The organism is Xanthomonas sp. DAR 34887 (assembly GCF_041245805.1).
Classification (GTDB): domain Bacteria; phylum Pseudomonadota; class Gammaproteobacteria; order Xanthomonadales; family Xanthomonadaceae; genus Xanthomonas_A; species Xanthomonas_A tesorieronis.
On sequence record NZ_CP162490.1, the window covers coordinates 4,720,608 to 4,741,813 of the forward strand.

At 69.2% G+C, this 21,206-nt stretch carries 15 protein-coding genes; 9 read left to right on the forward strand and 6 right to left on the reverse strand.

The annotated features are described in order from the left end of the window. The first annotated feature begins 357 nt into the window (after nucleotides 1–357). A complete protein-coding gene (locus AB3X08_RS20190; RefSeq protein ID WP_369934681.1) occupies nucleotides 358–879 on the forward strand; it encodes a hypothetical protein in 522 nt (173 codons plus the stop codon). Nucleotides 880–890: 11 nt separating this feature from the next. On the opposite strand, the gene hmgA is transcribed toward AB3X08_RS20190, so the two are convergent. Together hmgA and hppD are read right to left on the reverse strand one after the other, a co-directional pair. After that, entirely contained in the window at nucleotides 891–2,189 is a 1,299-nt protein-coding gene (hmgA, locus tag AB3X08_RS20195; protein ID WP_369934683.1) for a homogentisate 1,2-dioxygenase, read from the reverse strand. A 94-nt stretch (nucleotides 2,190–2,283) separates the two neighbouring features. Beyond that, a complete protein-coding gene (hppD, locus tag AB3X08_RS20200; protein ID WP_369934685.1) occupies nucleotides 2,284–3,396 on the reverse strand; it encodes a 4-hydroxyphenylpyruvate dioxygenase in 1,113 nt (370 codons plus the stop codon). A 134-nt stretch (nucleotides 3,397–3,530) separates the two neighbouring features. On the opposite strand from hppD, the gene AB3X08_RS20205 reads away from it, so the two are divergent. Continuing rightward, complete coding sequence (locus AB3X08_RS20205; RefSeq protein ID WP_369934687.1) at nucleotides 3,531–4,019, forward strand: MarR family winged helix-turn-helix transcriptional regulator; 489 nt, start codon at nucleotides 3,531–3,533, stop codon at nucleotides 4,017–4,019. 156 nt (nucleotides 4,020–4,175) lie between these two features. Here AB3X08_RS20205 and AB3X08_RS20210 read toward each other — a convergent pair whose 3' ends face one another. The 3 genes from AB3X08_RS20210 to AB3X08_RS20220 form a co-directional block, all read right to left on the reverse strand. Continuing rightward, complete coding sequence (locus AB3X08_RS20210) at nucleotides 4,176–4,784, reverse strand: thioredoxin family protein (RefSeq protein ID WP_369934689.1); 609 nt, start codon at nucleotides 4,782–4,784, stop codon at nucleotides 4,176–4,178. A 16-nt stretch (nucleotides 4,785–4,800) separates the two neighbouring features. Beyond that, a complete protein-coding gene (locus AB3X08_RS20215) occupies nucleotides 4,801–6,324 on the reverse strand; it encodes a peptide MFS transporter (RefSeq protein WP_369934691.1) in 1,524 nt (507 codons plus the stop codon). 187 nt (nucleotides 6,325–6,511) lie between these two features. Further along, nucleotides 6,512–7,426, reverse strand: coding sequence for a tryptophan 2,3-dioxygenase (locus AB3X08_RS20220; RefSeq protein ID WP_369934693.1), 915 nt, complete (start codon nucleotides 7,424–7,426; stop codon nucleotides 6,512–6,514). A 166-nt stretch (nucleotides 7,427–7,592) separates the two neighbouring features. Here AB3X08_RS20220 and AB3X08_RS20225 point away from each other — a divergent pair, with 166 nt between their 5' ends. The 5 genes from AB3X08_RS20225 (at nucleotide 7,593) to AB3X08_RS20245 (ending at nucleotide 16,140) form a co-directional block, all read left to right on the forward strand. After that, on the forward strand, nucleotides 7,593–11,156 hold the full coding sequence (locus AB3X08_RS20225) for a lamin tail domain-containing protein (protein WP_369934695.1): 3,564 nt from the start codon (nucleotides 7,593–7,595) through the stop codon (nucleotides 11,154–11,156). A gap of 1,032 nt (nucleotides 11,157–12,188) precedes the next feature. Next, nucleotides 12,189–13,277, forward strand: a complete 1,089-nt coding sequence (gene pdhA / locus AB3X08_RS20230; RefSeq protein WP_369934697.1) for a pyruvate dehydrogenase (acetyl-transferring) E1 component subunit alpha — start codon at nucleotides 12,189–12,191, stop codon at nucleotides 13,275–13,277. Then, nucleotides 13,270–14,349: an alpha-ketoacid dehydrogenase subunit beta gene (locus tag AB3X08_RS20235; RefSeq protein ID WP_369934700.1), complete on the forward strand. Its 1,080-nt coding sequence runs from the start codon at nucleotides 13,270–13,272 to the stop codon at nucleotides 14,347–14,349. The genes pdhA and AB3X08_RS20235 overlap by 8 nt, the downstream gene beginning before the upstream one ends. A 1-nt stretch (nucleotide 14,350) precedes the next feature. Then, the gene (locus AB3X08_RS20240; RefSeq protein ID WP_184412808.1) at nucleotides 14,351–14,701 is read left to right on the forward strand and encodes an SH3 domain-containing protein; all 351 of its coding nucleotides are present in this window, start codon (nucleotides 14,351–14,353) and stop codon (nucleotides 14,699–14,701) included. Next, the gene (locus AB3X08_RS20245) at nucleotides 14,698–16,140 is read left to right on the forward strand and encodes a dihydrolipoamide acetyltransferase family protein (protein ID WP_369934703.1); all 1,443 of its coding nucleotides are present in this window, start codon (nucleotides 14,698–14,700) and stop codon (nucleotides 16,138–16,140) included. The genes AB3X08_RS20240 and AB3X08_RS20245 overlap by 4 nt, the downstream gene beginning before the upstream one ends. 52 nt (nucleotides 16,141–16,192) lie before the next feature. Here the strand turns inward: AB3X08_RS20245 and AB3X08_RS20250 are convergent, their stop codons facing one another. Further along, entirely contained in the window at nucleotides 16,193–16,885 is a 693-nt protein-coding gene (locus AB3X08_RS20250; protein ID WP_369934705.1) for a hypothetical protein, read from the reverse strand. A 677-nt stretch (nucleotides 16,886–17,562) separates the two neighbouring features. Here AB3X08_RS20250 and AB3X08_RS20255 point away from each other — a divergent pair. Then, nucleotides 17,563–19,137 carry a M4 family metallopeptidase gene (locus AB3X08_RS20255; protein ID WP_369934707.1) on the forward strand — a complete coding sequence of 525 codons (1,575 nt, stop codon included), beginning with the start codon at nucleotides 17,563–17,565 and terminating at the stop codon, nucleotides 19,135–19,137. Nucleotides 19,138–19,769: 632 nt separating this feature from the next. Next, a complete protein-coding gene (locus AB3X08_RS20260) occupies nucleotides 19,770–21,041 on the forward strand; it encodes a DEAD/DEAH box helicase (RefSeq protein ID WP_369934709.1) in 1,272 nt (423 codons plus the stop codon). The last annotated feature ends 165 nt before the right edge of the window (nucleotides 21,042–21,206 follow it).

The window sequence follows — 21,206 nt, forward strand, 5'->3', positions numbered from 1 at the left end:
GGAAATGGACCTGAAACCAAAATCGGAGTTGGAGTTGGAGTTGAAACTGGCGCCGCAGCCGCAGCCGCAGCCGAAGCCGAAGCCGAAGCCGAAGCCGAAGCAAAAATAACGATCGGCGTCGGCAGACGATCCACATGCCCCATACGCGTCGCATGCGATCAATGCAGCGCATGCGGCTTCGCGGCAGTCAGCGCAGGAGGTCGGCAACGGCGCCGAGGTCTCGCGTCGGAACGCATCGCGTCGCACCACATCACGCGCTGCCGCCCGCACGCGCCTCCCACCAGCGCCGCCGTGCGGCGCCTGTCATCAGCGTTTCACCGCCGACCGCCAAGCTTTGCCCCTTCCGGCACCGCTGCCATGCATCCGCGCAAGACCGCCCTCGCCCTCGCGGCACTGCAATCCCACGCCGCGCCGCTGGACATGCGCCAGCGCCGAGTCCTGATCCTGGCCGATGGCCAGCGCAGCATCGACGAACTGGCCGCGCTGGGCGGCAGCAATGCCGCGGCGATCGTGCAAGCGCTGATGCAGCAGGGCTATCTGGACGACGGCCGCGCAACCGAGGCACCGCCCCCGGCCACACCGGCGCCGACGCCAGCGCCGGCCATTGCATCCACGGATCCGCGCCGTGCCTTGCTCAACGCGCGTTTGTATCTGCTGGACCTGCTGCAACTGCAGCGCCACCCGGCCTCGCGCCCGCTGCAGCAGCAGTTGCGCGACGCGCGCGAGGAGGCCGCCACGCTGCAGGCGATCGCCGACGCGCTGCGCGCGATGCCGCAAATGACCTCCGAGCGCTATGCGCAACGCATCCGCGAGCGCGTGCTGGAGGTGCTGCCGGCACCGCTGCACGCGTCGCTGAACGCCTCGCCGGAAGCGGCCTGAGGCAAGCGCGCTCAGGGCGCGCGGAAATTGCGCCGCAGGCCCTGCCAGCACTGCTGGTAGTCGCGCTGGCGATGCGCTGCCGCCAGCGCTTGCGCGGTCGGACGCAGCACCGCGCGGGTCTCGAACATGAAGGCCATGGTGTCGGCGATCACGTCCGGCCGCGACAGATCGGCCTGCGAGGCCTTGTCGAAGGTCGCCGCATCCGGGCCGTGCCCGCTCATGCAGTTGTGCAACGACGCCCCGCCGGGCGCGAAGCCTTCGGCCTTGGCGTCGTAGACGCCATGCACCAGTCCCATGAACTCGCTGGCCACGTTGCGGTGGAACCATGGCGGGCGGAACGTGTGCTGCGCCACCAGCCAGCGCGGCGGGAAGATCGCGAAGTCCAGGTTGGCGGTGCCCGGCGTGTCGCTGGGCGCGGTGAGCACGGTGAAGATGCTCGGATCGGGGTGATCGAAACTGATCGAGCCGATCGTGTTGAAGCGGCGCAGGTCGTACTTGTACGGCGCGTAGTTGCCGTGCCAGGCGACCACGTCCAGCGGCGAATGCGCGATCGGTGCCTGCCACAGATGGCCCTGGAACTTGGCGATCAGCGCGAAGTCGCCTTCGTCCTCTTCGTGGGCGGCCACCGGGGTCAGGAAATCGCGCGGATTGGCCAGCCCGTTGGCGCCGATCGGCCCCAGGTCCGGCAACCGCAGCAGCGCGCCGAAGTTCTCGCATACGTAGCCGCGCGCCTGGCCATCGGGCAGCGCGACGCGGAATCGCACGCCGCGCGGGATCACCGCGATTTCCTGCGGCTCCAGGTCGAGCGTGCCCAGTTCGGTGCACAGCTGCAGCCGGCCTAGCTGCGGCACGATCAGCAGTTCGGCGTCGGCGTTGTAGAAGAAACGTCCCTGCATCGAGGCATTCGCCGCATACAGATGCACCGCCACGCCGTGCTGCGCGGCGGCCGAGCCGTTGCCGGCCATCGTGTACAGGCCATCGACGAAATCCACCGGGGCCTGCGGCAGCGGCAACGGGCTCCAGCGCAGTTGGTCCGGCGACACCGGCCCGGCATCAAAGTCGTTGTGGAAGCCGCCGGCCTGCATGTACGCGGCGAACGTGCCATGCACCGCCGCCGGGCGGATCCGGTACAGCCAGCTGCGCCGGTTGACGCCGCGTGGGGCGGTGAACGCGGTGCCCGACAGCTGTTCGGCGTACAGGCCATGGGCCACGCGCTGCGGCGAGTTCTGCCCGACCGGCAGCGCGCCCGGCACCGCCTCCGTGGCGAATTCGTTGCCGAAGCCTGACATGTAGCGAGGATGGTCATGCATATGCTTGAGCCTTGGATATCAAGCCCCTCTCCCATCGGGAGAGGGGCTAACGCCACTGTCGGAAGTCTCCGCGATGCGCTGTCAGCGTCATCCGTCAGAGCACGCCGCGCTTCATCTGGTCGCGCTCGATGCTCTCGAACAGCGCCTGGAAGTTGCCTTCGCCGAAGCCTTCGTTGCCCTTGCGCTGGATGATCTCGAAGAAGATCGGGCCGATGCAGTTCTGGGTGAAGATCTGCAGCAGCTTGCGCTGCTTGGTCTCCGGATCGGCGTCGATCAGGATCTTGTTCCTGGCCAGCCGCGCCACGTCTTCGCCATGGTTGGGGATGCGCTGGTCGATCACCTCGAAGTAGGCGTCGGGGGTGTCCAGGAATTCCACGCCGGCCGCGCGCATCCGCTCCACGGTTTCGTAGATGTCGTCGGTGAAGCAGGCGATGTGCTGGATGCCTTCGCCATGGTAGGCGTCGAGGTATTCGTTGATCTGACTCTTCGGATCGGAGGACTCGTTGAGCGGGATGCGCACCACGCCGTCCGGTGCGGTCATCGCCTTGGAGATCAGGCCGGTCTTGGCGCCCTTGATGTCGAAGTAGCGGATCTCGCGGAAGTTGAACAGGCGCTCGTAGTAGTCCGACCAGCGCTGCATGTTGCCGAAATAGAGATTGTGGGTCAGGTGGTCGATGAAGGTCAGGCCGAAGCCGGCCGGCTGCTGGTCGGCACCGGGGACCGGTTCGAAATCCGCGTACACCGACCCCTTCTCGCCGTAGCGGTCCACCAGATACAACATGCAGTCGCCGATGCCCTTGACCACCGGCGCCGGCACCGCACGGGTATCGGCCTTGTCGGCGATGGCTTCGCCGCCGTTCTCCAAGACCTTGGCGAACACCTCGTCGGCCGGATGCCGGAAGCGGATCGCGAAGCCGCAGGCGCACGGACCGTGCGCGGCGGCGAAATCGGCGGCGAACGAATCCGGGTCCTCGTTGAGCAGGAAGTTGACCCCGCCCTGCCGGTACAGGGTGATCGCGCGGCTGCGGTGGCGCAGCACCGCGCTGAAGCCCATGCTGCGGAAATAGGCGTGCAGCTGTTCGCCCTGCCCGGCCGGCGCGGCGAACTCGACGAATTCGAAGCCGTCGATGCCCATCGGGTTCTCGAAGGTGGTGACCTGCATGCCCAGGTTGGCCGGCTGGGACGGATACTGCGGTTGTGCGCTCATGGCTCGTCTCCTGGAGGACGCGGGCAGCGACCGGCCGAAATTTCGGATGCGGACGGACGCCAGACTCGCGAGAATGGACAGTAGTCTCCTCCGTTATAGTTACAAATGAAACCACCAGCAAGGTGCAATGCAGCATGACGTCGATCCCCCCTCACACCCCGCCCGTTCCCGAACAGCCGTCGCTCGACCTCGAGCAGTTCCTGCCTTACCGCATCAGCGTGCTGTCCAACCGGATCAGCAGCAACATCGCCCGCGTCTACGGCGAGCGCTACGGCATGGCGGTGACCGAATGGCGGGTGATGGCGGTGCTGGCGCTGTATCCGGGGCTGTCGGCCGGCGAGGTGTCCGAGCGCACCGCGATGGACAAGGTGGCGGTGAGCCGCGCGGTGGCGCGCCTGCTGGAGCGCGGCTTCATCCAGCGCGAGACCCATGGCGACGACCGCCGCCGCTCGGTGCTGCACCTGTCGGACGCGGGGGTGGAGGTCTACCAGGTGGTCGCGCCGATGGTGCTGGAATGCGAGCGCCGCCTGCTGGCGCCGTTCAGCGAGGAGGAGCAGCGCGTGCTGAACCGGCTGATCGACCGGCTGGCGGCCGAGGGGTTGCCGAGCATGACCGGCAAGTGAGACGCGGCGCCTGGCTGACGCGGGCGTTGCCGCAAGTCCTGTGTAGGAGCGGCTTCAGCCGCGACAGGCGTTATCGGTAACGCCTGTCGCGGCTGAAGCCGCTCCTACAGGAAGCACGGCTTTTGAGCGATCCGGGAAAGCGCCCGGCCGCTGCCCTCAGGTCTTCGGCGGCGCCCACTGCTTGAGGAAGTCGAAGAACTTCTTGCGGTCGTAGCCCTTGCCCTTTTCCAGCTCGCCGGTGAACTGCGAATGCAGCAGCTTGCCGTCGGCATCGAGCACCAGCAGGTGCGGATAGGCCTCGATCTTCGGATACTGGGCCAGGAACGCTTCGTTCTTGTTCTCGTCGCTGTAGTTGACCTTGACCCACACGTAGTTGGCGTCGCGGAAGCTGCGCACCTCGGCGTCGCCCTCGATGAACTCGTCGAGGATGTGGCACCACGAGCACCACTCGCCGCCGATGTCGAGCAGGATGCGCTTGCCGCCGCGCTTGGCTTCCACTTCGGCCGTTTCCAGGTCGTTGGCCGGATCGCGGTTCGGATCGAACTGAGCGCCCAAGGCCGCCGCCGCGGCCACGTCGGCAGCGGCGGGCGTGTTGCCCGAGGCCACCGGCTGGTTGGGATCGGCCACCGGCGGCTTCTGCACCGAGGTGTCCAGCGGCTTGGCCGGCGCCTGTTCGGCCTCCGGCGCAGGCGCCTTGTCGCAGCCGCTCAGGGCCAGCATCAGCGCCGCCGCGCCGCCTATCGTCTTGATCGTCTTGTTCGACATTGCGATCTACCTCACGTCATTTGACACCGTGCATCAACTTGTTGATCAACGGTGCAATCAGGAACAACAACACACCCGAGCCGAGCAGGGCCCAGAAACCGAAAGTGTAGCCCTTCAGCGCCGAGTCCACGGTCATGCCGGTCTCGCCGCTGACGCCTGCGGCGAAGATGCCGGACAGGTTGTTGCCGATCGCGGTGGACAGGAACCAGCCGCCCATCGCGAAGCCCACGACCTTGGTCGGCGCCAGCTTGGTGGTCATCGACAGGCCGATCGGCGACAGGCACAGCTCGCCCACGGTCTGGATCACGTAGACCATGAACAGGGTCCAGAACGGGATCTTGCCGGAACCGTCGACCAGCGAGGACAAGGCGAACATCAGCAGCGCGAAGGCCAGGCCGTTGAAGATCAGGCCCAGGCCGAACTTGCGCGGGATCGACGGATTGGCCGAGCGCAGCGCCACCCACAGCCATACGAACACCGGGCCCAGCACCAGGATCGCCAGCGTGTTGACCGACTGGAACCAGCCGACCGGGAACATCCAGCCGCCCAGGTCGCGCTCGACGATGTTCTGCGCAAGGAAGTTGAACGAACTGCCGGCCTGCTCGAAGAACATGAAGAACATGACGTTGAACACGAACACGATCAGCATCGCGATCGAACGGTCGCGCGGCACGCGGCCTTCGCGGATGCCTTCGACCAGGATCATCGCGCACAGCGCCACGAACAGCGCGGTGAGGATCCAGCCGAGGATGCCGGCATCGATCAGCAGCAGGCCGTAGGCCACCGGGATCACCACCAGCGTCGCCAGCAGCACCCCGAACGTGCGCCCCATGCCCTCGCCGCCGGCCGGCGGCCGGCCGACCGGGCCGAGCTGGTGACGGCCGATCCAGAACCACACCAGGCTGATCAGCATGCCGATGCCGGAGGCGATGAACACGTACTTGTAGGCCGGCATCGCTTCGGTGCCGAACAGCTTGTCGGCCAGCAGGCCGGTCAGGATCGGCGCGACGAAGCCGCCGGCGTTGATGCCCATGTAGAAGATGGTGAAGCCCGAATCGCGGCGCGGATCGCTGAGCGGATACAGCTTGCCGACCATGGTCGACACGTTCGGCTTGAACAGGCCGTTGCCGGCGATGATCGTGGCCAGGCCGATCTTGAACACCTCTTCGTTCGGCACCGCGATCAGGAACAGGCCCACCGACATGACCACCGCGCCGATCAGCAGCGAGCGCTGGTAGCCGATCAGCCGGTCGGCGACGAAGCCGCCGAACAGCGCCGAGGCGTAGACCAGCGCCAGATAGGCGCCGTACAGCCGGTTGGCCGGGGCCTCGCCCGCGCCGGAGCCCTGGAAGAATTCGGCCACGATGTACAGGGTCAGCGCCCAGCGGATGCCGTAGAACGCGAAGCGCTCCCAGAATTCCGTCATGAACAGCAGCCACAATGGCCGTGGATGGCCCAGCAGGGTCTTGAATTCGGGCGGTTGCGCTGGCGGTTGCGGCGGTGAGGCTGGGTGGTTCGACGCGACGACGTCAACGCTCATGCGGTGTTCCCTTGCGTATTCAGTATGGGCTGGGGCGATTCCCGGCCAGGCCGGGCAACGCGCGAGCATCACCGACAGTTGGCGCTGGCGTCAAATGGCCGGGATTGGGGAGTGGGGATTTGGGAGTCTCGGCCTGCGGCCAGCCGTGGAGCCCGGGCACACCGGTGCACCTGCGCGGCGTGCGCGCTCAGGCCCCGGATTCCGCACCACCGGCGGCCGGCCCCGGCAGCGCGGCATCGCGCCCGTCCGGCAGCCCCACCGAGGTGCGCACCTCGAACAATTCCGGGAAGAAGGTCAGCGCCAGCGCCTGCTGCAGGAAGCCCACGCCGCTGGAGCCGCCGGTGCCGCGCTTGAAGCCGATCACCCGCATCACCGTGCGCATGTGGCGGAAGCGCCACAGCTGGAACTGGGTCTCCAGGTCCACCAGGTCCTCGCACAGCGCATATTCGCGCCAGTAGCGATCGGTGTTCTCGTAGATGCGCTCGAACACCGGCCGCAGCAGCGGATCGCTGACGTGCGGCTGGCGCCAGTCGCGCGCCCGGTACTGCTCGGGGATCGCATGCCCGAAGCGGGTCAGGTAGCGCAGGAATTCCTCGTACAGGCTGGGCGCTTCCAGCACCGCCTGCAGCGCCGCCTGGCCGTGCGGGTCGTGGCCGAACACGCGCAGCATCTGTTCGTTCTTGTTGCCGAGCAGGAACTCGATGGTGCGGTACTGCAGCGACTGGAAGCCCGACGCCGGGCCGAGCACGTCGCGGAACCCCATGTATTCGGACGGGGTCAGCGTCTCCAGCACCGACCACTGCTCGGTCAGCTGGCGCAGCACCTGCTTGCTGCGCGCCAGCACCTTGCGACACTGCCAGACCTCGTCGCGCTGCAGGTGGGTGATCGCCGCGCGCAGCTCGTGCGCCAGCAGCTTCAGCCACAGCTCGGAGGTCTGGTGCTGGATGATGAACAGCATCTCGTCGTGGTGCGGCGGGTCCGACAGCGGCTGCTGCGCGGACAGCAGCTGGTCCAGCCGCAGGTAGCCGCCGTAGGTGATGCGGCCTTCCAGGTCGGTGTGGATGCCGGCTTCGAGCGGGCGCTGGTTCTGTTCGACGGGCATGGGCGGGAACGGCGATCCGGGGCCGGCAAGGGTACCGCAGCGACGCCTGTCACATCCCGGTCAGCGGCGGACGGCAAACTCGGGCAGAATCGAGCCGGCGCTTTGGGGAGCGCCGTCCGTCATCGCCGTTACTTGCGTCTTCAAGGATTGGGGGAGAGTCTTCGTCATGCGAACCATGCTGCTTCGTGCTGCAGTGTTGTCGTGCGCGCTTGCCTGTGCCGGCACCGGCCAGGCCCAGGTCGTCATCAGCCAGGTCTATGGCGGTGGCGGCAACAGCGGCGCCACCTACAAGAGCGATTTCGTCGAACTGCACAACAACGGCGACCAGGCGGTGAGCCTGGCCGGCTGGTCGGTGCAGTACGCCTCGGCCGCCGGCAGCAGCTGGCAGGTCACCGCGCTGGCCGGCAGCATCCCGGCCGGTGGCTACTACCTGGTCAAGCAGGCCGACGGCAGCGGCGGCAGCACCGCGCTGCCGACCCCGGACGCCACCGGCACCACCGCGATGAGCGGCACCGCCGGCAAGATCGCGCTGAGCAACGCGGCGACCGCGCTGAGCGGCGCCTGCCCGGCCGGCAACGTCGATTTCGTCGGCTACGGCAGCAGCGCCAGCTGCGCCGAAGGCAGCGCCCCGACCGCCGCGCCGAGCAACACCCTGGCGGTGCTGCGCGGCAACGGCGGCTGCAGCGACAGCGACAACAACAACGCCGACTTCGCCACCGGCGCGCCGACCCCGCGCAACAGCGCCGCGGCCGCCAACCTGTGCGGCGGCGGCAACCAGCCGGTGGCCAGCGTGGCCAACGTCAGCCGCGGCGAAGGCGACAGCGGCAGCACCGCGTTCGTGTTCACCATCGCCCTGAGCCAACCGGCCGGCAGCGGCGGGGTCAGCTTCAGCGTCGCCACCCGCGACGGCAGCGCGACCGCCGGCAGCGACTACCAGGCCCTGGCCGCGACCAGCGTGACCATTCCCGCCGGCGAGAGCAGCGCGCAGGTCAGCGTGCTGGTCAACGGCGACACCGCCAACGAACCGGACGAGACCTTCTACCTCGACATCACCGGCATCAGCGGCGCCCTGCCGGCCACGCTGACCGCCAGCGGCGTGATCCTCAACGACGACTTCAACCTGGTGCCGATCCACAGCATCCAGGGCAGCGGCGCGCGTTCGCCGCTGGTCGGGCAGATCGTCGCCACCAGCGGCATCGTCACCGCGCGGCGCAGCGCCGGCTTCTTCCTGCAGGCGCCGGACGATCAGGCCGACGCCGATCCGCTGACCTCCGAAGGCATCTACGTCTACACCGGCAGCGCGCCGCCGGCCGAGGCCGCGGTGGGCAACGCGGTGCGGGTGCAGGCCACCGTACTCGAATACGTGCCCACCGCCGATCCGACCCAGCCGCCGCTGACCGAACTGGGCACGCCGACCATCCTGCTGCAGTCCACCGGCAATCCGCTGCCGGCCGCGGTGACGCTGACCACCAGCTTCCCCGACCCCAGCGGCGCCTACGACCAGCTCGAGCGCCTGGAAGGCATGCGCGTCACCGTGCCCAGCCTGACGGTCAACGCGCCCACCGGCGGCAGCGTCAACGAGACCAACGCCAGCGCCAGCAGCAACGGCGTGTTCCATGCCGTGGTCACCGGCCTGCCGCGTGCCTGGCGCAGCGCCGGCGTGCAGCAGCCCGACCCGCTGCCGGCCGGGTCCCCGGCCGACGTGCCGCGCTGGAACACCAGCCCGCAGGTGATCGCGGTGGGCAGCGCCGGCCTCGGCGGCGAGCGCATCGACGTGGCCAGCGGCTGCGTGGTGCTCGGCGTCAGCGGCCCGCTGGACTACAGCTTCCGCCGCTACACGATCTACCCGGAAACCGCGCCCGCGGTGCAGTGCAACGGTGCCGACCAGCCCAAGCCGGCCCCGGCGCCGCAGGCCGACGACGTCAACGTCGCCACCTACAACATGGAGCGCTTCTTCGACGACCAGAACGACCCGGCGATCGGCGAACCGGTGCTGACCGCGGCCGCCTACCAGGCCCGGCTCAACAAGGCCTCGCTGGCGATCCGCAACTACCTCAACACGCCCGACATCCTGGGCACGGTGGAAGTGGAAAGCCTGAGCGTGCTGCAGACCCTGGCCACCCGCATCAACAGCGATGCGGTCGCCGCCGGCCAGCCCGATCCGCAGTACGTGGCGTATCTGCAGGAAGGCAACGACGTCGGCGGCATCGACGTCGGCTTCCTGGTCAAGACGGCCGCGGTCGGTGCGGGTATCGCGCGTGTGGAAGTGCTCTCGGTCAGCCAGGAAGGCAAGGCCACCACCTGGACCGAGCCGGCCGGCGGCACCAGCCTGCTCAACGACCGCCCGCCGCTGCTGCTGAAGGCGATCGTGCATTTCGCCGACGGCCGCACGCTGCCGCTGACCGTGGTCGAGGTGCACCAGCGTTCGCTCAACGGCGCCGAGACCGACGACGCCAGCGGCCTGCGCATCCGCGCCAAGCGCCAGGCGCAGGCGGTGTTCCTGGCCAACCTGCTGCAGGCGCGGCAAGTGGCCGATCCGACCGAACAGCTGCTGGTGATGGGCGACTTCAACGCCTTCGAGTTCAACGACGGCTACGTCGATGCGATGGGCACGGTGACCGGCCTGCCGTCGGCCGACGCGCAGACGGTTGTCGACGGCGACGGCGCCGACCTGGTCACGCCGGACCTGTACAACCTGACCCTGCTGTCGACCCCGGACCAGAGCTATTCGTACGTCTACGACGGCAACGTGCAGTCGCTGGACCACATCCTGGCCAACCGCGCGCTGATGAACTCCGAACAGGTCGCGACGCTGAGCGAGGGCCATGCGCGGCTCAACGCCGACTTCCCGGCCACCGCGCGCAACGACGCCAACTCGCCGGCGCGGCTGTCCGACCACGACCCGGCGGTGGTGCTGCTCAAGCTCAAGCCGCTGCAGCGCGCCGACCTGAGCGTGACCGCGAACGCGGCCAATGCCGCGGTCTACGCCGGCGACACCATCCGCTACAGCGTCGAGGTCGGCAACGCCGGCCCGGATGCGGCCCGCTTCGCCGCGGTCGCCTTCGCCCTGGACGCGGCGGTGACGCCGACCGTGACCGCCGCGCCGGGCTGGGTCTGCGCCGCCCCGGACGTGGCCGCGCAGACCGTGGTGACCTGCACCACCACGCAGCTCGCCGCCGGTGTCGCGCCACGCTTCGAGGTGGCGGTGCCGGCCACGGCCGACCTGGTCGGCCGCGCGCTGACCCTGGCCGCCTCGGTCGCCTCGCAGACCGAGGACCCGAACGGCGGCAACAACGGCGCCAGCACCGCGGTGGCGGTGCAGGCCGCGCCTGCGGGCAACCTGGCGCTGCGCATCGACGGCCCGGCGACGCTGCCGTTGACCGCGTTCAGCGCCAACTACCGCATCGCCCTGAGCAACCATGGCAATGCGCCGGTCAAGCGCGCCAGCCTGACCGTCAGCGGCAACACGCTGTCGGTGCTCTCGCTGCTGGTGCCGCCGCGCGGTTGGCAGTGCGTGCGTCAGGCCCACGGCCTGCGCAGCGCGCAGTACCAGTGCGGCACCCGCGCCGACCTGGCCCCGGGCGCCAGCACCGCGTTCACCCTGACCACGGCGACGCGGCCGCTGCCGGCCGACCGCACCCTGGTGATCGAAGCCAGCGCCACCTCGGCTTCCACCGACGCCGACCCGTCCGACAACGCCGCACGCTTCAGCACCCGCATCGGCCGCTGAGCGCAGCCGCCTTCGGGCAGAACAAGGGCGCGGCCGCAAGCCGCGCCCTTTTCTTTTGCCGTCGCTCCAGAAGCAGCAGTAGCCCTCGAACCTCCGCTGTCGAAGCCCCTCTCCCCTCGGGAGAGGGGTTGGGGTGAGGGTACGGCGCGAAGCGTCTCGCGGAGTTTGGTGCACAAGGCTGCGCACGTACCCTCATCCGCCCCTGCGGGGCACCTTCCCCCGAAAAGGGGGCCATGGTCCCGATGGGAGAAGGAAAGCGCTAGCCCCTCTCCCGTCGGGAGAGGGGTTGGGGTGAGGGTACGGCGCGAAGCGTCTCGCGGAGTTTGGATGAACGAGGCTTCGCCGTACCCTCATCCGCCCCTGCGGGGCACCCTCCCCCCGAAAAGGGGCCATGGTCCCGATGGGAGAAGGAAACAGCCGCTAGCCCCGCTCAATGGGGAAGAGGGCTGGGGCTGTCGCTCTTGAGCCTTTGCTGTTGCTGTTGCTTTTAAAACGTCCCGCCTTAAAGCGAGCCGAGCACCGCAGTGGGGAGCGGCCGAAGAGGCGCCCCTGTTTGAGCGAAGCGAGTTTGGGCGCCGTCCCGGAAAGGGGATAAACGCCGCTCGCCGCGAGGAGCGCAGGGCACCGGTGCGGTTGTATCGCACCGGCTCGCGTCTGGCGGGAGCGGTTTTGGTTACTTTTGCCAAGACAAAAGCGACTCGCGCCGACCGGCGCGAAAGCTCTTGATCTTGATCTTGCTCTTGCTCAAGCCGTCGCCATTGCTTTTGCGCAGTTGCCCGAACACGACGGCAACCCGACACCACGCCAAACCCGAAACGTCCACCGATAGACATCCATTCCCACCGCGCACTCGCCCACCGCATCGCAGCAATCCCCCAAGTGAACGCCAGCAGTGCGTACAACCCACACAGCGCGCGTTTTTGCTGCAATCCAGCAACATACCGTGCTGCGGTGCAGGACGGCTTTTGTACGCGTCTTCCTTAACATGCCGAGTCATATCATTTGAAACTTGTTGTCGAGAGTGCCGCTGTCATGACCATCGCCGCCCAGTTCGAAATCGAATACCTGCAGTACCTCGACGCGGACGGCCAACCGGCCCGCGACGCTCTCCCGGCCGATTCGGCCAACCCGCAGACCCTGCTGGCGCTGTTCAAGCAGATGCTCTACGTGCGCACCTTCGACAGCAAGGCCGTGGCCCTGCAGCGCACCGGCAAGCTCGGCACCTACGCCTCGTGCCTGGGCCACGAGGCCACCCACGTCGGCATCGGCGCGGCGATGCGCAGCGGCGACGTGCTGGCGCCCAGCTACCGCGAATACGGCGCCATGTTCATGCGCGGCGTGCGCCCGCGCGAAGTGCTGCTGTACTGGGGCGGCGACGAACGCGGCAGCGATTTCCTGCGCGATTCCGACGCCGCCAAGGACTTCCCGATCTGCGTGCCGATCTCCACCCAGTGCCTGCATGCCGCCGGCGCGGCGCTGGCGTTCAAGCTGCGCGGCGAGAGCCATATCGCGGTCGCCACCTGCGGCGATGGCGGTTCGTCGAAGACCGATTTCTATGCCGCACTCAATTCCGCCGGCGCCTACCAGCTGCCGCTGATCCTGTGCGTGATCAACAACGGCTGGGCGATCTCGGTGCCGCGCGCGGCGCAGACCGGCGCGCAGACCCTGGCGCAGAAGGGGCTGGCCGGCGGCCTGCACTGCCTGCAGGTGGACGGCAACGACCTGATCGCGGTGCTGGAAGCGATGCGCCAGGCGCGCGAGCGCGCGCTGAGCGGCCAGGGCGGCACGGTCATCGAATTCATGACCTACCGCCTGTCCGACCACACCACTGCCGACGACGCGCGCCGCTACCGCGGCGAGGCCGAGGTCAAGCAGGCCTGGGAACGCGAACCGCTGACCCGGCTGCGCACCTGGCTGACCGCGCAGGGCCTGTGGAGCGAGGCCGAGGAAGCGGCGTGGAAGCAGGAATGCGCGCGTCTGGTCGACATCGAGGTCGATGCCTACCTGGCCACCCCGGTGCAGCCGGTGGAAGCGATGTTCGATTACCTGTATGCCGATCCGCCGCCGGAGCTGCTCGCGCAGCGCGCCGACGCCATCGCCCTGGAGCAGCGCCATGGATGAGCTCAGCCCTCGCCTTGCCGACACGGCCGCCGCGCATGCGGCCGGCACCGCCCACAGCGCGGCCACAGCGCGCGGAGACCAGTCCATGACCAGCAGCCCCATCACCCTGATCGAAGCCGTCACCCAGGCGCTGGCCTGGGAGCTGCAGCACGACCCGTCGGTGCTGGTGCTGGGCGAGGACGTGGGCGTCAACGGCGGCGTGTTCCGCGCCACCGCCGGCCTGCAGCAGCGCTTCGGCGCGCAGCGCGTGCTGGACACGCCGCTGGACGAAACCACCATCGCCGGCCTCAGCGTCGGCCTGGCCGCGCAGGGCATGAAGCCGGTGGCCGAGGCGCAGTTCGACGGCTTCGTCTATCCGATGGTCGATCACTTGATCTGCCACGCCGCGCGCCTGCGCAACCGCACCCGCGGCCGCCTGCACTGCCCGATGGTGCTGCGCGTGCCATGGGGCGGCGGCATCCGCGCGCCGGAGCACCACAGCGAAGCCAACGAGGCCATCTTCACCAACGTGCCGGGCCTGCGCGTGGTGCTGCCGTCCTCGCCGCAGCGCGCCTACGGCCTGCTGCTGGCGGCGATCCGCGAGCCGGATCCGGTGATCTACATGGAGCCCAAGCGCCTGTACCGCCAGTACAAGGAGGTGGTCGCCGACGACGGCGAGGCGCTGCCGCTGGACGTGTGCTTCGTGCTGCGCGAGGGCAGCGACGTGACCCTGGTCGCCTGGGGCGCGCAGGTCAAGGAAGCGCTGGAAGCGGCCGACAAGTTGGCTGCCGACGGCATCAGCGCCGAGGTCATCGACGTGGCCACGCTGCGCCCGCTGGATTTCGACACCATCGCCGAATCGGTGGCGCGCACCGGCCGCTGCGTGATCGTGCAGGAGGCCCCGCGCAGCGCCGGCTTCGGCGCCGAGATCGCCGCGCGCCTGGCGGAGCAGTCGATGTACGACCTGGTCGCGCCGGTGCAGCGGGTGACCGGCTACGACACGCACATTCCCTTGTTCCGGCTGGAGATGAAATACCTGCCGAGCGTGGACAAGATCGTCGCGGCGGCCAAGCGTGCCGTCGCTGCAGGCTGACATGCAGGCGCGCCTGCTCAGCGACTATCGCGCCGCCTACCCGCATCCGATCCGCTTCGCCAAGGGCGAGCGGGTGCTGCTGGGCGTGCGCGACGAGGAATGGCCCGCGTTCGTGTGGACCACGACCGCGGCCGGCAACGCCGGCTGGGCACCGCTGGCCTGGCTGCGCGCCACCGGCGACGGCCACGCCGAAGCGCTGCGCGACTACGACGCGCGCGAACTGGATGCCGCGCAGGGCGACACCGTGACCCTGCATCACGAATACGGCGACTGGTGGTGGGCCGAGCGCGCCGATGGCGCGCAGGGCTGGCTGCCGGCACGCGACCTGGAATTGCTGGAAGAGACCACATGAGCCAAACCAAGAACTTCAATCTGCCCGACCTGGGCGAAGGCCTGCCCGACGCCACCATCGTCGAATGGTTCGTCAAGGAAGGCGACACCATCCAGCTCGACGAGCCGCTGGTGTCGATGGAAACCGCCAAGGCGGTGGTCGAAGTGCCTTCGCCGGTGTCCGGCAAGGTGCTGAAACTGGCCGGCGCGCCGGGCGACATCGTCGTCACCGGCAGCATGCTGGCGCAGTTCGCACCCGATGCCAGCATGCCGCAGCGCGCCGAAGGCCAGGACACCGGCCACCATCATGGCGGCGCCGCGCCGGCCAGTCCCGGCAAGGGCGCCGGCGCCGACGCGCCGGGCGACAACGACCGCGTCATCGCCTCCGATACCGGCGGCGAACTGCGCGATGCCGATGCGGCGCCAGACGACGGCGGACGCGACGACGCCGGCACCGTGGTCGGCGCGATGCAAAGCTCCAACGCCGTGCACAGCGAGCGCACGGTCTCGGTAGGCGGGGTCCGTGCGATGCCGGCGGTGCGCGCGCTGGCCAAGAAGCTGGGCGTGGACCTGGCGCGGGTACGCGCCAGCGGCGGCGACGGCGCAGTGACCCTGGCCGACGTGAAGCAGGCCGCAGCCGACGGCTCGGCCGTTGTAGGAGCGGCTCAGGGTGGCCTCGGGCCATCAGCCGCGACCACGCGCCCACCGCAAGCCACGCCTGCAGCCGCCTCCACAACGGCGCCAGCGCCTGCAGCACCCTCGCGCACCCCGCTGTCCGCCACCGGCAAACCGATGCGCACGCAGCCGCCCGGCACCGCCGCGCACGGCCAGCCCGAGCCGCTCAAGGGCGTGCGCCGCAACATGGCGCGGGTGATGGCGCAGGCGCATCGCGAGGTGGTGCTGACCACGCTCAACGACGACGCCGACGTCCACGCCTGGGCACCCGGCAACGACATGACCGTGCGCCTGGTGCGCGCGATCGTCGCCGCCTGCCAGGCGGTGCCGGCGCTCAATGCCTGGTTCGACGGCGACGCGCTGACCCGTACCCTGCACGCGCACGTGGACATCGGCATCGCCGTGGACACCGACGACGGCCTGTTCGTGCCGGCGCTGCGCAATGCCGACATGCTCGACGCGCGCGGCATCCGCGAGGGCGTCAACCGCCTGCGCCAGCAGGTGGAGACGCGCAGCATCGCCGCCTCCGAACTGAGCGGCTACACCATCTCGCTGTCCAACTTCGGCATGTTCGCCGGCCGCTACGCCACGCCGATCGTGGTGCCGCCATGCGTGGCGATCGTCGCTGCCGGCCGCGCCCGCCACCAACTGGTGCCGGTGATGGGCGGCGTGGAAACGCACAAGCTGCTGCCGCTGTCGCTGAGCTTCGACCACCGCGCCTGCACCGGCGGCGAGGCGGCGCGCTTCCTGCGCGCGATGATCGACGATCTGGCCCTGCCGGGCTGAGCGGACTGCGCCGCCGCCTCACGACGGGGCGGCGGCGCGTGGCGCGTGGCGATCAGTTGCGCTCGTCGAAGGCCTGGATCACCTGCAGCGCCACCTCGGCCACGCCGCGCGCCTGCTGCAACTGCATCAGTGCCGCGTGCGCGGCCTCTACCGAGCCGTAGCCGATCACCGCGCTGCCGTCGATCGCCGAAGCGTAGACCAGGGTGCCACCGGTCCTGTGCGCCAGCGCTTCGACCACCGCCGGCGTGGTGCCGAACAACTTCAGTTTGGGCGCGACCAGTACGGTCTGCTCGGTCAGCTCGTTGATCGCCGCGGCCAGCCGTTCGTCCTGCCTGGACGGATCGCGCAGCACCGGCGCCGCGTTGCGCGCATCGCGCCCGAGCAGGATCGCGTACGGACCGATCTGCGCCACCACGCCGTCGGCGGCAGGCGCCGTGCGCCCATCGCGCAGGCCATCTTCGGTACGCAGTCGCACCACCGCGCCAGGGATCAGCCGATAGGTGGAATGGCCGAAATTGAAACGCGCGCCGGTCGCCGCCTGGCGCAACGCGCGGATGTCCGGCACTTGCGCCGACAGCGGCGGCGCCGCCAGCACGACAGCGGCGAACGCCAGCGCCAGCATGCTGCGTACGAGGCATTCGCGCAGGCGCTGGCGCGCGGCATCGACGCACGAACGCCGCTGCCGGGACGCGCGCACCGCCACGGCGCATGCAGCCGCACTCGGTCGCAGGAGCGAAGAAGTCATAGCGTTGCGATCCCGGGGGGAGGAAAGATCACGCGTCGGCAACCAGCAATGCACCGACGAAACGCGGCCGATATATAGCAATCCGCATTGCGCAGCAGCAATCGTCAATCGCCCCAAAAGTGACTTGCCACGCATTTTGGACCGCCCCTGTCTACCGTTAACTACAGTCCCGCCGCGAACGACGCAAGCCCACCTTTTACATTGCGCGAAAGTATGTAAATCAAGCTTTCGCACTGTGCGCAATTCACCGGTAAAAAGCTGATTTTTTGCAGTTCCGCGTCCCCGCAGCGCGCTTGAATCATGCTTCAGAGCTGCTTGCACACCTTCCGGTAATAGCTCTCCATCCTGCACGGACGGCGGCCCTGTATTTTAGATTTTGCACACCAACCTTTGGTTCGTTGCAAAACGCAGCCACACCGTCGACGCCACAGGTAGCGACACGCACACCGCCCGGTCGTACGGAGTCGCACATCAGGCTCGCCATCCCAGATCGAAAGTCTGAACAAACGCTGTCTACCACGGTGCGTAACCGCGTCGCTATGGTCGTTGCCAGGGGGACGGCACCGCGCCATTGACCGCAACGCCGCCGCGTTTTCGCACACAACCGCAACCACCCGTGGCCGCCCTGCGCAGCCGCGCCGGTACGACATTCCCTATCACTTGCGAGGAACACGAAGATGCCCCAGTCCATCCGCCACCGCCGCCCGCTCGCGTTGCTGTCGCCACTGCTGCTCGCCCTCGCCGCCGCCTCCGCCACGGCCGCCGAACGCGTGGACCTGCACGGCAAGGATCTCGGCACGCTCAACGCGCAGTACAAGGCCGCCACCACCAGCCTTGGCGGCGTTCCTGCCGCGGCCGCGGTGCGCCACGCCGAATTGATCGGCCTGGATGCCGAGTCCGCGCTGACCCTGCTGAGCAGCAGCACCGACGACGACGGCACCGTGCACAGCCGCTACCAGCAGACCTTCCGCGACGTGCCGATCTGGGGCGAGCACGTCGTGGTCAGCGAGCGCAGCGACGGCAGCGTGCGCAACCTGTTCGGGCGCTCGGTGGCGGGTTTGGCGAGCGAGCTGCCGGCCACGACCACGGCCGCCGCCAGCGCCTTGCTGCCCGCCAACGGCGCGCTGGAGGTGGCCAAGCGCGCCGCGCTCGGCGATGCGCTGACCGCGCGCCGCATCGAGCGCGCGCAGGCACCGCAGATGATCTACCTCGACGACGACGCGCGCGCGCACATGGCCTACGTGGTGTCGTTCTTCGCCGATGCGCCGCAGGGCGGCGCGCCGACCCGGCCGTTCGTGATCGTCGATGCGCGCAGCGGCGCGATCCTGCGGCAATGGGACGGCCTGACCACGCGCGACGCCACCGGCCCCGGCGGCAACGCCAAGACCGGGCAGTACGAATACGGCACCAGCGGCAGCATCCACGGCTTCCTCGAAGTGGACGACAGCTGCCGCATGCAGAACAGCACGGTCAAGTCGGTGAACCTCAACGGCGGCACCTCCGGCAGCACCGCCTACCAGTTCACCTGCCCGCGCAACACCTACAAGGCCATCAACGGCGCCTACTCGCCGATCAACGATGCGCACTATTTCGGCGGTGTCATCGAGAAGATGTACCGCGCCTATGCCGGCGTGGCGCCGCTGAGCTTCCAGCTGGTGATGCGCGTGCACTACAGCACCCGCTACGAGAACGCGTTCTGGAACGGTTCGACGATGACCTTCGGCGATGGCAACACCCGCTTCTATCCGCTGGTCAGCGTCGACGTCGCCGGCCACGAGGTCTCGCACGGCTTCACCGAGCAGAATTCCGGCCTCACCTACTCCGGCCAATCCGGCGGCATCAACGAGGCGTATTCGGACATCGCCGGCGAGGCGACCGAGTACTACCTCAAGGGCAGCAACGATTTCCTGGTCGGACCAGAGATCTTCAAGTCCACCGGTGCGCTGCGCTACATGGCCAACCCGCCGCAGGACGGCGCCTCGATCGACAACGCCGCCAACTACCGCAGCGGGCTGGACGTGCACTACTCCTCCGGCGTCTACAACAAGGCGTTCTACAAACTGGCCACCACCTCCGGCTGGAACACGCGCACCGCCTTCGAAGTGTTCGCCCGCGCCAACCGCCTGTACTGGACCCCGAGCACCAGCTTCAACAGCGGCGCCTGCGGCGTGCGCACCGCGGCCAGCGACCTGGGCCGCTCGGTGGCCGCGGTGACGGCCGCGTTCAGTGCGGTCGGGGTGACCTGCCAGTAAGCGCGGCGCCCGGCACTATCCGCCGCACGGCCATTCCCGCGTGGGTGGTCGTGCGGCGGCGTGGCGCCGTGGTGTTGTAAGCGAGTCCGCGCACCGCGCTATCGCCGGTGCGCATGCGAGGCGCCTGCGCATGGCGTTGCCGTGCACGACCGGCTCGGCAGCGATCCAGACACTACGCCAGGCCTCGCGCGGTTTTGCGCGCGCCGCCTCGCCTTGCCCGCGAGCGGCGGCGACCCCGCTCGTTTCCCGCAGGTCGGTGGGCATGCGGCCGCCGACCGGGCGTCTCTCGAATGGCGACGCTCGGGCAGCCGCAGGCGTGGGCAAGGTGCCTGTGCACGTCGTCGGCCGCACGACCGGCGCTGCAGCGATCGAAACACTGCAGGTTTCGCGCGGCTTTTGCGAGCGCCGCTCGCTACGTCGCATCGCCTGTAAGCGGCGGCGGACCCGACCGTTTCCCGCGGGTGGGTGGGCATGCGGCCACCGACCGAGTGCCTCTCGAATGGCGACGATCAGGCATCCGCAGGCACGTACGCCTCGCATAGGCGTGCGGCTGCGGGTAGGCTGCGCGGCTACGTCCGCCGCAGCGCATCGCGGCGGCCTCGGTTCGCCGCCCTTCATTCGGACCTCGCTGCATGCCATTCACCACGCTGGGTCTTGCCCCGGAGTTGCTGCCCGCGTTTTCCCGCGCGCTCGACGCCGCCGGCTACACCGCGCCCACCGCGATCCAGGCGCAGGCGATCGCGCCGATCCTGCGCGGCGACGATGTGCTGGCCTGCGCCGCGACCGGCTCGGGCAAGACCGCCGCATTCGCGCTGCCGTTGTTGCAGCGCGCGGCGCTGGCGCCGGCCAGCCGCCGCGTACGCGGCCTGGTGCTGGTGCCCACCCGCGAACTGGCCGCGCAGGTCGGCGACACCTTGCAGGCGCTGGGCCGCTACCTGCCGCGGCGGGTCAAGGTAGCCACGGTCGCCGGCGGCGCCTCGATCAATCCGCAGATGCTGAAGCTGCGCGGCGGCGCCGACATCGTCGTGGCCACCCCGGGGCGGCTGCTCGATCTGGTCGCGCACAACGCCGTAGCGCTGGACGCGGTGGGCACCCTGGTGCTGGACGAAGCCGATCGCCTGCTGGCGCTGGGCTTCGACGCGGAACTGGGCCGTATCCTGGCGTTGCTGCCGCGGCGCCGGCAGACCCTGCTGTTCTCGGCCACCTTCCCGGCCGAGGTGGAGGCGCTGGCGCAACGCTTGATGCGCGGACCGCGACGCATCGGCGAGGACGCGGCCGCCGCGGCCCCGGCGACGATCCGCCAGCGTGCGATCGAGGTCGACAGCGCGCAGCGCACCGCGCTGCTGCGGCACCTGTTGCACAGCGAAGCCTGGCCGCAGGCGCTGGTGTTCGTGGCCAGCCAGCGCGGCGCCGACAATCTGGCCGAGAAACTGGGCAAGGCCGGCGTGCTGGCGCAGCCGTTCCATGGCGAACTGAGCCAGGGCCGCCGCAACCAGGCGCTGGCCGGCTTCCGCAGCGGCCAGGTGCAGGTGCTGGTGGCCACCGACGTGGCCGCGCGCGGCTTGGACATCGCGCAGCTGCCGGTGGTGGTCAACTACGACCTGCCGCGCGCCACTGCCGACTACACCCACCGCATCGGCCGCACCGGGCGCGCCGGTGCCGACGGGCTGGCGGTGAGCTTCGTCGATGCGGCGAGCGAGGCGCACCTGCGCCTGATCGAAAAGCGCCAGCGCCTGCGCGTGCCGCGCGAACGCATCGCCGGGTTCGAACCGACGCAGACGGCCGCGCCCGCCGCCGCGACGGCGCCGCAGACCGGCGGCATCAAGGGCAAGCGCCCGAGCAAGAAGGACAAGCTGCGCGCGGCGAATGCGCAGGGTGGTGGCGCGCTGCCTGCGAAGGAGTGACCGCGTTCGCGGTGCCGATCGCGGCCGATGGCCCGAGATGCGCGCGCTGTTTCGCAGAGCGGCTGTCGCAAGCGATTTGATGCGTTGCGCGCGCCGATGCTGTCTGTCGCGGCTGAAGCCGCTCCTACAGGAGCTCCGGCCGGCCAACTGCACGCTTCTGTAGGA